The organism is Nocardia sp. Marseille-Q1738, assembly GCF_965283145.1.
The window spans coordinates 897421-910398 of record NZ_CBDIMS010000002.1; the positions used below are offsets into that span (position 1 = coordinate 897421).

The following is a 12978-nucleotide window of genomic DNA, read 5'->3' on the forward strand; positions in this document are numbered from 1 at the left end:
CGTAGTCAACTGACTCGTGGACCGCCAAGTGAATCCGACGAGGCGGACCGATAGCTCGGCCTGACCGTCCGGTCGGTATCGCAGGAGCGGTACCGGCCGGAGAGCATGTTCGGTCAGGCTGGCTCTACCGCCCGCCGACTATTCAGGCCGACCACCGTCATACCGAGGGCTGCGACGAGCAGCAGCGCCAAGATCGAGGCGAGCACCGCGAATCCGTAGGGCGCCGCGGCCGCGGCGACGAGCGGACCGATGGTGGCGCCCACGTAGAAGCTGAACATCGCCACCGACATGGCGGCGGCGCGGGATTCGCCACCCAGTTCGCCCGCGCTCTGCAATACCGCGGGAGCGACGACGCCGACGCCACCGACCAGGACGGCGAGCAGGACGGTCAGCACGACCGGATGCGTGCCTCCGAAGGCCGCGACCACCATCGCGGACGCGGCGATCAGCACGCCCAGCACGATCTGGCGGTGCTTGGACAGCCTGGCCAGCGGGACCGCGACGAAGGGCAGCGCGATCATCACCGGCAGCGCGCCGGCGCGCAGCGCGAGCAGTTCCCCCGGACTCTCGATCACTCCGGTCAATTCGAGGCCGGTGTACACGCCGACCATCGCGGCCATGCTCATCGCACCCGCGAGCAGCAGCGGTAGCAGCGGCCGGATGCGCAGCACCGCGGGGATGGCGGCGTAGCTGTGGCGCAACGGCCGGTCCCGCCCAGCCGGGGCGTCAGCGACCAGCATCGAGCGCAACACCAGCGCCATACCGGCGAAAACGACTGCGGAGGCGATGAATACGGTGCGCCAAGGGAATGCGCTGACCATCGCCTGCGACACGATCTGCGCGACCACCGTCGCCGCGAGAAACGCCGTCGACACCGACATCGTGGCTACGGCACGGTGCGCCGGGTCCAGACGGGTGGCCACATAGGCCATGATCGCGGGCGGCATCGAGCCGACCACCAGGCCTTGGACGACGCGCAGGCCGACGGCCAGCGGCGCACTGAACGCCAATCCGGTCAACAGTGTGACCACCGCGGTGACCAGCATTCCGGTGACCAGCACCCGCCGATGACCGTAGCGGTCGGAGAGCGGACCGAACAGGACGAAGCCGCCCGCGTATCCGAAAGCGAACGCGCTGATGATCCAGGTCATTACGGCCGAGCCGACGCCCCAGTCGGCTTTCATGGCGGTGAACAGCGGGATGGGGACGTACATCTGGCCGGTGGCCAGGAGGGCGGAGAGGACGAAGAAGGGGAGGGTGCGCCGGGTGTGGGCACTGGATGACGCGCCTGGGGTGCGCGTCACGGCCGACGTGTCGGCCATGGGCTGAACTATGGGCATTGCCATGCGTCGAAGGTAAGTCCGTTGGCGGCACGATGTCAACCAAATAGTTGGTTTAATGAGCTGGTAAAGTGTTCGCCATGACGGCCACGATGAAACGCAGTGACGCGACCAGGCAGGCCCTGTTGCGCGCCGCCCGCGACGAATTCGCGCAGTACGGGCTGGCCGGCGCCAGGGTCGACCGCATCGCGGAGGCGGCGGGCGTCAACAAGGAGCGCATCTACGGGCTGTTCGGCAGCAAGGACAAGCTGTTCGACGTCATCCTGATCGAGACCCTGCGCGAGTTCATCACCGTGGTGGAACCGCTGGCCGACACCGAACCCGGCGGGTACGTCGGGAAGCTGTTCGACTACCACAGGAACAATCCGCAGTTGCTGCGGCTGATGCTGTGGGAGGCGCTGCACCGCGGCGCGGACGCGCACGACATCGACGGCTGGCGGGCCCAGCACTACGTACGCAAATCAGACCGTGCCCAAGAGCAATTCGACGTGGACTCCGACAACGCGGGCCGCCTGCTGCTCGCTCTCTGCGGCCTGGCCAACTGGTCGCTCGCGGTGCCGCAGACCACCAGGCTGCTGCTGGGTGAGGCCGCGGAGGACACCGACGGCACCCGGCGGTTCCTGATGGAGTTCGCCAGGGCCGCGATGCGACGCGACTCGTCCGTGGGCGAGCACGGCGGGCGCCTCCCGGAAGTGGAGCTGGTCAATGACTTGACCAGCAGCGTGGGTCAGTCGGACGTGGACCGGGCCGCAGCTCGGCTGCGTGCGGCCCAAGCCGCCGCCGAAGCCGCCCGCGACGAACTCGCCACCGCCCTGCGCGCGGCCCACGCCGTAGGCGCGAGCGCCAACCAGCTGGCCAGGCAGGTCTCCGGCACGCTGTCGCGCCCGGTCGTACTCAAATTGCTGGCCGACCCTGACGCCTGACCGCACAGCACCAGTCCCGGCCGTCGGCGGCGGACACTGCGGAACGAGCGCCATGAGCGACCCTGCCGAGCAGTGGACCCCACCGCGGTCAGCGCCCGAATCCCATCGCGGACGGCCCGCACAGCCACCGACCTCGACCGTCGGCTCGCGGCGCGACGGTCGAGGTCCCTGGTGACAAGCTCGGGTGGCGGGTGACGAGAGCTAGAACGCGGCCTCGTCCAATTCCATGATGTCGTTGTCGAGCGCGGCGATGATCCCTTTCACCGCGGTCAGGTTCGGCAGCACATTCTTGGCGAAGAAGCTGGCCACGGTGACTTTTCCGGTATAGAAGGCGCGGTCCTTCTCCGGCGCCTCCGCGGCCAGGGCCGCGGCGGCGATCTCCGCCTGCACCAGCAGTCGCCAGCCGATGAGCAGGTCGCCGACCGCGAGCAGGAAGCGCACCGAGCCGAGGCCGATCTTGTACAGCTCGGCGGGCGTCTGCTGCGCGGCCATCAGGTAGCCGGTGAGCGTGGCCGCCATCGCCTGCACGTCCATCGCCGCGGTGCGCAGCAGTTCGCGCTCGGTGTCGAACCGACCGGTCTTCGTGTCCAGGAACGCCGCGATCTGCGCGTTGACGTGGCCCAGCGCGACGCCGCGGTCGCGGGCGATCTTGCGGAAGAAGAAGTCCTGCGCCTGGATGGCGGTGGTGCCCTCGTACAGCGAGTCGATCTTCGCATCCCGGATGTACTGCTCGATCGGATAGTCCTGGAGATAGCCCGAGCCACCCACCGTTTGCAGCGACTCGGTCAGGTACTCGTAGGCCCGCTCGGAACCGACGCCCTTGACGATCGGCAGCAGCAGATCGTCCACCCGGTGCGCCAGATCGGGTCCGGCGCCGGAAACATGCTGTGCCACATCGGCGTTCTGGTGCGCGGCCGTGTACAGGTACACGGCGCGCAGGCCCTCGGCGTAGGCCTTCTGCATGGCCAGCGAGCGCCGCACGTCCGGGTGGCGGATGATGGTCACACGCGGCGCGGCCTTGTCGGTCATCTGGGTCAGGTCGGCGCCCTGGACCCGCTCCTTGGCGTAGTCCAACGCGTTCAAGTAGCCGGTCGACAGCGTGCCCGCGGACTTGACGCCCACCATCATGCGCGCGTTCTCGATCACCTGGAACATCTGCGCGATGCCGTTGTGCACCTCGCCGACCAGCCAGCCTTTGGCGGGCACGCCGCTGCCGCCGAACGTCACCTCACAGGTGGGCGAGGACTTCAGGCCCATCTTGTGCTCGACTCCGGTGACGTACACGCCGTTGCGGTCGCCGAGTGCCAGCGTCTCGGGGTCGAACAGGAACTTCGGCACGTAGAACAGCGACAGGCCCTTGGTGCCCGGCCCCGCGCCCTCCGGCCGGGCCAGCACCAGGTGGAAGACGTTCTCCGCCGTGTCACCGACCTCGGCGCCGGAGATGAAGCGCTTGACGCCCTCGAGGTGCCAGGAGCCGTCCTCCTGCCGGATCGCCTTGGTCCGTCCCGCGCCCACGTCCGAGCCCGCGTCCGGCTCGGTCAGCACCATGGTGCCCTGCCAGCCCTTCTCGAAGCCGAGCGTCGCCCAGTGCTTCTGCTGCTCGGTGCCGACGTTGTACAGCACCGACGCCATGACCGAGCCCATGTTGAAGAACGACGCCGAGGGATTGGCGCAGGTGATCATCTCGGCGACCGCCCACACCAGCGCCGCGGGCGCACTGGTGCCGCCCACACCTTCCGGCATGCCCAGACGACTCCAGCCCGACTCGCGCACGGCGGCGACGGTCTTGCGCAGCGGCTCCGGAACCGAGATCGAGAAGGTGGTCGCGTCGTACACCACCGGCTCCCGGTCGGCCGCGGCGAAGGAGTCCGCGACGGGGCCCTCCGCCAGCCGTCTGACCTCCGCCAGGATCTCCCGGGCCGTGTCGGAGTCGAGGTCGCCGTAGGCGCCGGTGTCGAGGAGCTTGTCCAGCTGGAGCACCTCGAAAAGGTTGAACTCGATGTCCCGCAGGTTCGCCTTGTAGTGGCCCATCTCGTCCTCCTCGACTCGAGTCCGCGGCAGGCGCCGCCGGGACAGACGGTTCCGACGTCGTACGAACCGAAGCGTGCCGCATCGCGGCGACGCTACGCAACCGTAGCCAGCGCCGCGACGGCCAGCGGGTTTGCCAAGACCTCACAACCGTTCACCGACCGTTCACCGCAAAGGTTCACACGCGCGAAACAGACGAAACGGACTCGTCATCGAGAGATATTCCGGCGCAACAACTTCTGTCTACCGTTCGCATCACGAATACAGCGGTTGTATACAGCCCGGTGTACCGCCGTGACCGGGTAAAAGCCGCGGGTATTCGGTGCGTCGCGAACCCAGCGCCGCCGCACACCTGATGAGGAGAAGGGTCCGCCCCATGTCAGATTCCCGTGCCATCCCGCGCCATCGGCGCTTGGTCAAGGCGATGGCGGTACCGACCGCGGTCGCGCTCGCCGGCCTGTTGCTGAGCGCCTGCGGCGCCAAGGACGACGCCTCGACCGGTTCGAACGCCATGTCCTGCGTGGACACGTCCAAGGACGCGATCAAGGTCGGTTCGCTGCACTCGCTGTCCGGCACGATGGCCATCTCCGAGGTCACCGTCGCCAACTCCACCAAGCTGGCCGTCGACCAGATCAACGCCGCGGGCGGCGTGCTCGGCAAGAAGATCGAGCTGGTGCTGGAGGACGGCGCCTCGGACCCGAAGACCTTCGCGGAGAAGGCGGAGAAGCTGATCAGCTCCGACTGCGTCGCCGCGGTGTTCGGCGGCTGGACCTCCTCCAGCCGCAAGGCCATGAAGCCGAAGTTCGAAAGCCTCAACTCGCTGCTCTACTACCCGGTGCAGTACGAGGGCTTGGAGGACAGCAAGAACATCTTCTACACCGGCGCGACCACCAACCAGCAGATCATCCCGGCGCTGGACTACCTGAAGCAGAAGGGCATCACGTCGCTCTACCTGGTCGGTAGCGACTACGTCTTCCCGCAGACGGCCAATCGCGAGATCAAGGCCTACGCCGCGGCCAACGGCATCGAGATCAAGGGCGAGGACTACACCCCGCTCGGCTCCACCGACTTCTCCACCATCGTGAACAAGGTCCGCACCGCCAAGGCGGGCGCGGTGTTCAACACCCTCAACGGCGATTCCAACGTCGCGTTCTTCCGCGAGTACACCAGCGCGGGGCTGAAAGCCGCCGAGATGCCGGTGATCTCGGTGTCCATCGCCGAGGAGGAGGTCGCGGGCATCGGCGCGCAGAACATCGCGGGCCAGCTCACCGCGTGGAACTACTATCAGACCGTCGACACCCCGGTGAACAAGAAGTTCGTCGCCGACTACAAGGCCGCGTTCGGCGCCGACAAGCCGACCTCGGACCCCATGGAAGCCGCCTACGCGTCGGTCTACCTGTGGAAGAACACCGTCGAGAAGGCGAAGTCGTTCAAGGTGGAGGACATTCAGGCCGCCGCCGATGGCGTGAGCTTCGAAGCCCCCGAGGGTCTGGTGACCATCGATGGCTCGAATCACCACATCACCAAGACCGCCCGCATCGGCGAAATCCGCCCCGACGGCCTCATCTACACCGTCTGGGACTCCGGCAAGTCGGTGACCCCGGACCCGTACCTGAAGTCCTACGACTGGGCGAAGGGCCTGAAGTAGGCCACGCTGCTGTCCGCGGCCCAGCTTCGGGTGGCCGCCGTAGCCACGACGAAAGTCGCCAGCGGCGGTCGCTCGAAGCGAGCAATGAGGGGGGCCGCGGACAGCAGCGCAGGTACTTGGGTGCCGCAATACATCAGTCCGCCAAAAGATATAGGTCTCCTCCCATGGACGTTGTAATCGGACAGCTCTTCACGGGGCTGAGCCTGGGATCGATTCTCTTGCTCGCCGCGCTCGGGCTCTCGCTGACCTTCGGTCAGATGGGCGTGATCAACATGGCGCACGGCGAGTTCATCATGGCCGGTTGCTACACGACTTATGTTGTGCAGAAGGTCATTTCGTCGGCCGGAGTGTCGCTCGTCGTCTCCCTGCTGATCGGGTTTCTCGTCGGCGGACTGCTGGGCGCGGCGCTGGAGATGGGCCTGATCCGCTGGATGTACGACCGGCCGCTGGACACCCTGCTGGTCACCTTCGGCGTCGGGCTGGTCTTGCAACAGCTGGCCCGCGACATCTTCGGCGCGCCCGCCAAGAACGTCATCGCGCCGGAATGGCTCGGCGGCGGCGTCACGATCCTGGGCGCGGTGGTGCCGAAGACGCGCATCTTCATTCTCATCCTGGCGGTCGTCGCGGTGACCGCGCTGGCCGCGGTGCTGAAGACGACGCCGCTCGGCCGTCGCATCCGGGCGGTCGTGCAGAACCGCGGCTTGGCCGAAACCTCCGGCGTCTCCAGCCGTTTCACCGACATCAGCACCTTCTTCATCGGCTCGGGCCTGGCGGGTGTGGCCGGTGTCGCGCTCACGCTGATCGGTTCCACCAGTCCGACCATCGGCCAGAGCTATCTGATCGATGCGTTCCTGGTGGTGGTCATCGGCGGACTCGGCCAGATCAAGGGCACGGTGATCGCGGCGTTCGCGCTCGGCCTGCTCAATTCCTACATCGAATACTCGACCACCGCGTCCATCGCGAAGGTCGTCGTCTTCGTCATCATCGTGATCTTCCTGCAGGTCCGCCCGCAGGGTCTGTTCACTGTCCGGACAAGGAGCCTGGCATGACCACACTCGTGCAACGGTGGCGCGCGCACTCCTCGCTCACCGCGCCGGCCGGGTTCGCGGTCGCCGCCGTCCTGTTGTTCGCGGTCGCTCCCGCGGTGCTCAGCGACTTCCGGCTCAATCTGCTGGCGAAATTCCTCTGCTTCGCGATCGTCGCGGTGGGTATCGGATTGGCTTGGGGCCGTGGTGGAATGCTCACCCTCGGTCAGGGTGTGTTCTTCGGCATCGGCGCCTACATCATGGCCATGCACCTGCAAATGGCCGACGCGGCTCGGCTCGGCAACGACGTACCGGAGTTCATGGAGATCGCGGGCATTCGCGAACTGCCGTCGTTCTGGCGGCCTTTCGCGTCGGCTCCGGTGGCGCTGCTCGGCATCCTGGTGCTGCCCGCGCTGGTCGCGGCTGCACTCGGGTACGGCGTGTTCAAGCGCCGGGTGAAGGGCGCCTACTTCGCCATCCTCAGCCAGGCACTGGCCGCTGCGCTGGCCATTCTGCTGACCGGTCAGCAGGCCATCGGCGGGTTCACCGGCCTGTCGGATTTCCGGGCGTTCTTCGGTTTCAAGCTGTCCGACCCGGTGAACCGGCGCATGCTGTTCTTCTTCGCCGCGGCCACACTGCTGGTGGTGGTCGCGCTGGTGCGGCAGCTGATGCACAGCAGATACGGCGAACTGCTCGTCGCGGTGCGCGACCAGGAAGAGCGGGTGCGCTTCCTGGGATACGACCCGGCGAGCGTGAAGATCGTCGCCTACGTGGTCGCCGCCTTCTTCGCGGGCATCGCGGGCGCGCTGTTCACCCCGATCGTCGGCATCATCTCCCCCGCCGACATCGGCGTCGTCCCGTCCATCGCGTTCCTCATCGGCGTCGCGATCGGCGGACGCACCACCCTGCTCGGGCCGGTGCTCGGCGCGATCGGGGTGGCCTGGGCGCAGACGGCGTTCTCCGAGGAGTTCCCGTCCGGGTGGACCTACCTGCAAGGCGTGCTGTTCATCGTGGTGGTCGGTTTCGTCCCGGCCGGGCTGGCCGGACTGTGGTCGATGGTGAAGGGACTGGTGGACGGCCGGTTCCGGCGTCCACCGGCCTCTGCCGCGGTGGTCGAGACGCTGCCGGAACCCGCGACCGAGAAAGTGGAATCCCGATGACCGAGACGACGCACGAACCCAAACTCGGCGGCAACGCCGGAATGTCCAGCGAGTACCTCGAGATCCGCCGCCTCTCGGTAAGTTTCGACGGCTTCAAGGCCCTCACCGACGTCGACCTGACGGTATTGCAGGGCGACCTGCGCTTCCTGATCGGCCCCAACGGCGCGGGCAAGACAACGCTCATCGATGCGATCACCGGACTCGTTCCGGCGACCGGTTCGGCCCAGAAGACCGGCGTCGAACTGCTCGGCAAGAAAGTGCATCAGATCGCCCGGCTCGGCGTCGGGCGGACGTTCCAGACCGCGAGCGTCTTCGAACAGCTCAGCGTGCTACAGAATCTCGACATCGCGGCGGGCGCGGGCCGCTCGGCGCTCACCATGCTGCGCCGCCGCAAATCGGTGCTGCCGAGCATCGAGGAGGCGCTGGAGACCACCGGTCTGGCCGACCTGCGCGACAAACCCGCTGGCGTCCTGGCGCACGGGCAGAAGCAGTGGCTGGAGATCGGCATGCTGCTGGTGCAGAACGCGTCGGTGCTACTGCTGGACGAGCCGGTCGCCGGAATGAGCGCGGAGGAACGCGAGGAGACCGGAAACCTGCTGCGCCGCATCGGCGGCGAACGCGTGGTCGTGGTGGTCGAGCACGACATGGACTTCATGCGCGCCTTCGCCAGCTCGGTGACCGTCCTCGCGGGCGGCAAGGTGCTCAGCGAGGGAACCGTCGAGCAGGTGCAGGCGGACCCGAAAGTCCAAGAGGTCTATCTCGGCACCACCGCGGCCGTAGGGACAGAGCTGGAAGGCGAAAGGGCATAGCGATGCTGGAACTCACCGATATCCACTCCGGCTACGGCCGCACCGAGGTGATCCACGGCGTCTCGGTAACCGTCCCGGACGACAGCGTGGTCGCCATCATGGGACACAACGGCGCGGGCAAGACCACGCTGCTGCGCACCGCCGTCGGCCTGATCGGCACGAAATCGGGGCGGATCGCATTCGAGGGGGAGACCATCACCAAACTGTCCCCGTCGCGACGGGTGCGCCGCGGCATCGCGTACGTGCCGCAGGGGCAGCAGAGCTTCCCGCAATTGACCACCGCGGAGAATTTGCAGGTCGTCGCGGACGGACGCAAGCGGGGCAAGGCGCTGATCGACGAGTCACTGGATCTGTTCCCCGCGCTGCGCGAGCTGCTCGCCCGCAAGGCGGGCCTGTTGTCCGGCGGCCAGCGGCAGCAGCTCGCCATCGCGCGGGCGCTGATCACCGAGCCCAAGCTGCTCATCCTCGACGAGCCGACCGAGGGCATCCAGCCGTCGGTGGTCGCCGAGATCGAGCGCACCATCATCGATCTCACCCGGCGCGGCGGATTGAGCGTGCTGCTGGTCGAGCAGCACATCGGGTTCGCGTTGCAGGCGGCCCAGCACTACTACGTCCTGCAATCCGGCCGGGTGGCCGCCACGGGCGCGGGCGGCTCCGGCGCCGGGAGCGCGGTCCGCTCGGCGATGGCGATCTGAGCACCGCCGTGACCCGCAACAGGGGTCGGATTCCGTTGCGCGAGCAGGTGTACGACTCGCTGCGCCGGGATCTGGCCACCGGAGTCCTCGTGCCGACCGAACGGCTCGGCGAAGAACGCCTCGCCGAAGCCTACGGGGTCTCGCGCACCCCCGTGCGCGAGGCGCTGGCCCGGCTGCAAGCAGACGGGCTGGTCGAACGACTCTCCGACGGCCTGTACCCGTACCGTCCCCGGCTCGACGAACTCGACCACCTCTACGAGCTGCGGATCGTGCTGGAGGCCAGGGGCATCCAGCGGGCGCGGCCGCCGGAACACGCGCACGACATGGACCTGGTTCGCGCGGAACTCGACACCTGGCGCGCGCTGCGCGACAACCCGCCCGAACCGGGACCCGCGTTGGTGGCCGCCGACGAACGGTTCCACACTTCCCTGCTCGCCGCGGCGGGCAATGCCGCGCTCGCCGACGCGCTCACCGCGGTACACGTCCGCGTGCGCCCGGTGCGCACGCTGGACATGCCGACCCCGGAACGGATCGCCACGATGACCGCCGAACACATCGCGATCGCCGAAAACCTGCTGTCCGGCGCGGTGGACGCCGCGGCGGCGGCCCTCACCGCCCACATCGACACCTCCCGGACGCATGTGCTGGCCCGCGCGCAGCACGCGCTGCGGCTCACCAAACTGGGCCGGGCCGTGCGGGATTGAGGATCAGCAGTTCGGCTGGAACGGCCAGCACTCGGCGGGCCGGTACGGCGGCGGCGATGGCGTCGGACTCGTCGTGGTGTCGGTCGCGGGAGTCGGCTGCGCCGAGTCCTGCGCCAGCGCGCTGGCGATCACACCGAGCACCAGCAGGACGCCGACCACCGCGACCACCACGACGGACCAGCCCGCGTAGGCCTGGCTCTTCGTCGCGACGCCCGGGGTCGGCTCGACCCGCGGTTCGGGTTGACGCGCGATCATCGTCGTCGGCTCCGGCGCCTTCTCCTCGAATCCCGCGTCGAGCAGCTCGGCGCGGGACGGGGCGAACTCCGCGAGGCCGAGCGCGTTGCACGCACCGATCACGCGGTCCACGGTCCAGTTGCGCGGTCCCGCGGAGAAACCCTCCAGGTAGATGCGCAGCTCGGTCGCGTCCGTGACGTTGCCGACGACGACGTCCAACCCGGCACGCAGGTTGGTGCGCGCCGGGCGCACCACCGCGCCGCGGAACGGAACCAGCACGACGGCGCCGCTGATATGTCCCGGATCCTGCAAGGCCCGCTGGAGCATGTGCTTCACCGCGTAGATGCCGTGCTCCACGCGGTCGGCGGGGCTTCCGGAATCCTGGTCGTCCAGCTCCACCGGCGCGTCACTGATCTTCCATGGCCCGTCGGCGGGCGTGCTGAGGATGCCGCTCTGCCTGCGCCGGAACCCGTGCACCTCCAGCACGGTGAGACCCCGCGGCGTCCACACCGCCGCGTCCACGCGCCGGTTGTCCGCCTCCAGGTCGATCACGGCGAGGCCGGTCGTCGGATACGACCGCAGGCACGCGACGAATTCCCGCTCGGCACCGGAAAGCTCCGCTCCGGGCCTGATCCTCACCAGCATCTGCTCCCCTGCCGACCTGTTGCCTACACCTGACACCGCGGAACCCGCTGCGGCCGCGGCGACCCGCACCGGTACTGATGATGACGGGGTACCGGCCCGAAAACCACTGGAAAGCAAAAGAATGATCCCCCCATCCTCGAGCTGACGCCCGGGTACCCTCGATATACGGCCTGGCACCGACGCCGGCCGTACCAGCACGCGAGGAGGCGTCCCAGCATGGTTTCAGTGCTGCAACCACGCATCTCTCCCGGGCGACTCCGGGAACTCGGTCCAGTCAATTGGGTTGCCTGGCAGGTACTTTCCCGTGCCGCCGGCACCGACGACGCGCATCTGTTCAGCACGCTCGGCCGCACCAAGGGCCTGTTCCGCGGCTGGCTGCACTACTCGGGCAGGCTGATGCCGGGCGGGCGGTTGCCGCGCCACGAATCCGAGTTGGTGATCATCCGCGTCGCGCATCTGCGCGGGTGCGACTACGAGATGGACCATCACATCCGGCTCGGCAGGCGGGTCGGGGTGACCGCCGAGATCCTCGATCGGCTGCGCAGCGGACCCGTCGCCGCGGGCTGGTCGGACAAGCACCATGCGCTGCTGACCGCGGTGGACCAGCTCGTGGAGAAACGCGACATCGACGACGACGCCTGGTCCGAGCTGGCCAAGCACTACGACGAGCGCAGCCTGATCGAAATCGTCCTGCTGATCAATCAATACGAGGGCCTGGCCGCCACCATCACCGCGCTGCGCATCCAGCGCGACGGCGTCTGACAGGCGCAGCCCGACGAAGTACGTCCACAGCCCGCGCCGAGCCGGGCGGAGGGGCGAGAAACCGGCCCACACCCCGGGACGAGCGCAGCCTCGAGAAACCCGCTCATGCACCGGGCCGGACGCAGGCGAGGCAGCCGCATAAGGGCGCTGTCGGCGAAGTCCGTCTCCGAGCCCGCGCACGGCCGGAGCGAAGGCGGGTACGTCTAGCGGTCCGCGGCGCGGGGGCCCTCGATGCGCCGGGCGAGACCGTCCAGCACCAGCGCCAAGCCGAATTCGTAGGCGTGGTCGGCGCTGTAGGCGGCGTCGTGCGCCTGGCCCGCGGCCGCGCCGACGCGCGCGGCGAGCGGATAGCGCTCCGCATCGAAAACCTGGGCCAGCACCGGTGCGGCCCGCTCCCACCATTGCCGGTCCGACATGGTGCTGTCGGCCGCCGCGCGCTCGGCGTCGATGGCTATGCGGGCGACGGACGTGACGAAACCGAGCACGAACGTCAGCGCGGCGTCCATGGCGACGTCGTCCAGTCCGAGACCGTCGAATGCCCGCAGCTCGTGGTCGTATTTCGCGGCGAGGCCCGGACCGAGCGGCGGACGGGTGGTCGGCAGGTAGGCGACCCACGGATGCCGCGCCAGCAGACTCCGGTTCTCGGCGGCGACGCGGGTGACGCGTTCGCGCCACGGTAAGCCGGTCAGGTCGGTACGTTCCATCCGCGCGTAGACGGTGTCGAGCATCAGCTCGACCAGCTCGGCCTTCCCCGGCACGTAGGTGTAGGTGGCCATCGGCGTCAGGCCGAGTTCGGCGGCGACCGCACGCATGGTCAGCGCGCCGATGCCTTCCGCGTCGGCGATCTCGATCGCCGCGGCGACAACCGCCTCGACACTGCTGCGTTGCTTCGGCCCCCGGACGGCGCCGGAACTCGCCGGGATCCGCCAGAGCAGCTCTAGCGTGCGCACCGGGTCGCCCGCGCCGCTGCGCTCCTTCGGCTGTCCCACCGCCGCCTCCTCACCT

General features: G+C 68.3%; 12 protein-coding genes. 8 read left to right on the plus strand and 4 right to left on the minus strand.

What is annotated here, in order from left to right:
* Positions 1-113 precede the first annotated feature (113 nt).
* Complete coding sequence (locus ACWPXK_RS12525) at positions 114-1322, minus strand: MFS transporter (RefSeq protein WP_454196213.1); 1209 nt, start codon at positions 1320-1322, stop codon at positions 114-116.
* Between the two features lie 98 nt (positions 1323-1420).
* Between ACWPXK_RS12525 and ACWPXK_RS12530 the strand changes: the two genes are divergently transcribed.
* Positions 1421-2263 carry a TetR/AcrR family transcriptional regulator gene (locus ACWPXK_RS12530; RefSeq protein ID WP_454196214.1) on the plus strand — a complete coding sequence of 281 codons (843 nt, stop codon included), beginning with the start codon at positions 1421-1423 and terminating at the stop codon, positions 2261-2263.
* Between the two features lie 201 nt (positions 2264-2464).
* Here ACWPXK_RS12530 and ACWPXK_RS12535 read toward each other — a convergent pair whose 3' ends face one another.
* Positions 2465-4294: an acyl-CoA dehydrogenase gene (locus ACWPXK_RS12535; RefSeq protein ID WP_454196215.1), complete on the minus strand. Its 1830-nt coding sequence runs from the start codon at positions 4292-4294 to the stop codon at positions 2465-2467.
* Between the two features lie 373 nt (positions 4295-4667).
* On the opposite strand from ACWPXK_RS12535, the gene urtA reads away from it, so the two are divergent.
* The 6 genes from urtA (at position 4668) to ACWPXK_RS12565 (ending at position 10332) form a co-directional block, all read left to right on the plus strand.
* A complete protein-coding gene (urtA, locus tag ACWPXK_RS12540; protein WP_454196216.1) occupies positions 4668-5939 on the plus strand; it encodes an urea ABC transporter substrate-binding protein in 1272 nt (423 codons plus the stop codon).
* 164 nt (positions 5940-6103) lie between these two features.
* Positions 6104-6988, plus strand: a complete 885-nt coding sequence (gene urtB, locus ACWPXK_RS12545) for an urea ABC transporter permease subunit UrtB (protein ID WP_454196217.1) — start codon at positions 6104-6106, stop codon at positions 6986-6988.
* Positions 6985-8124: an urea ABC transporter permease subunit UrtC gene (gene urtC, locus ACWPXK_RS12550; protein WP_454196218.1), complete on the plus strand. Its 1140-nt coding sequence runs from the start codon at positions 6985-6987 to the stop codon at positions 8122-8124. Before urtB ends, urtC begins: the two co-directional genes overlap by 4 nt.
* Positions 8121-8933, plus strand: a complete 813-nt coding sequence (urtD, locus tag ACWPXK_RS12555) for an urea ABC transporter ATP-binding protein UrtD (RefSeq protein WP_454196219.1) — start codon at positions 8121-8123, stop codon at positions 8931-8933. The genes urtC and urtD overlap by 4 nt, the downstream gene beginning before the upstream one ends.
* 2 nt (positions 8934-8935) lie before the next feature.
* Positions 8936-9628, plus strand: a complete 693-nt coding sequence (urtE, locus tag ACWPXK_RS12560; protein ID WP_454196220.1) for an urea ABC transporter ATP-binding subunit UrtE — start codon at positions 8936-8938, stop codon at positions 9626-9628.
* Between the two features lie 8 nt (positions 9629-9636).
* Positions 9637-10332, plus strand: a complete 696-nt coding sequence (locus ACWPXK_RS12565; RefSeq protein WP_454196221.1) for a GntR family transcriptional regulator — start codon at positions 9637-9639, stop codon at positions 10330-10332.
* Between the two features lie 3 nt (positions 10333-10335).
* On the opposite strand, the gene ACWPXK_RS12570 is transcribed toward ACWPXK_RS12565, so the two are convergent.
* A complete protein-coding gene (locus ACWPXK_RS12570; RefSeq protein ID WP_454196222.1) occupies positions 10336-11211 on the minus strand; it encodes an NERD domain-containing protein in 876 nt (291 codons plus the stop codon).
* A gap of 228 nt (positions 11212-11439) precedes the next feature.
* On the opposite strand from ACWPXK_RS12570, the gene ACWPXK_RS12575 reads away from it, so the two are divergent.
* Positions 11440-11973, plus strand: coding sequence for a carboxymuconolactone decarboxylase family protein (locus ACWPXK_RS12575; protein ID WP_454196442.1), 534 nt, complete (start codon positions 11440-11442; stop codon positions 11971-11973).
* Between the two features lie 203 nt (positions 11974-12176).
* On the opposite strand, the gene ACWPXK_RS12580 is transcribed toward ACWPXK_RS12575, so the two are convergent.
* Positions 12177-12962: a TetR/AcrR family transcriptional regulator gene (locus tag ACWPXK_RS12580; protein ID WP_454196223.1), complete on the minus strand. Its 786-nt coding sequence runs from the start codon at positions 12960-12962 to the stop codon at positions 12177-12179.
* Positions 12963-12978 lie beyond the last annotated feature (16 nt).

What these genes read in the sequence shown, in the direction of transcription:
- ACWPXK_RS12525 (WP_454196213.1), bottom strand. Translation starts at nt 1,322, where the DNA reads ATGGCCGACACGTCGGCCGTGACGCGCACCCCAGGCGCGTCATCCAGT.
- ACWPXK_RS12530 (WP_454196214.1), top strand. Translation starts at nt 1,421, where the DNA reads ATGACGGCCACGATGAAACGCAGTGACGCGACCAGGCAGGCCCTGTTG.
- ACWPXK_RS12535 (WP_454196215.1), bottom strand. Translation starts at nt 4,294, where the DNA reads ATGGGCCACTACAAGGCGAACCTGCGGGACATCGAGTTCAACCTTTTC.
- urtA (WP_454196216.1), top strand. Translation starts at nt 4,668, where the DNA reads ATGTCAGATTCCCGTGCCATCCCGCGCCATCGGCGCTTGGTCAAGGCG.
- urtB (WP_454196217.1), top strand. Translation starts at nt 6,104, where the DNA reads ATGGACGTTGTAATCGGACAGCTCTTCACGGGGCTGAGCCTGGGATCG.
- urtC (WP_454196218.1), top strand. Translation starts at nt 6,985, where the DNA reads ATGACCACACTCGTGCAACGGTGGCGCGCGCACTCCTCGCTCACCGCG.
- urtD (WP_454196219.1), top strand. Translation starts at nt 8,121, where the DNA reads ATGACCGAGACGACGCACGAACCCAAACTCGGCGGCAACGCCGGAATG.
- urtE (WP_454196220.1), top strand. Translation starts at nt 8,936, where the DNA reads ATGCTGGAACTCACCGATATCCACTCCGGCTACGGCCGCACCGAGGTG.
- ACWPXK_RS12570 (WP_454196222.1), bottom strand. Translation starts at nt 11,211, where the DNA reads ATGCTGGTGAGGATCAGGCCCGGAGCGGAGCTTTCCGGTGCCGAGCGG.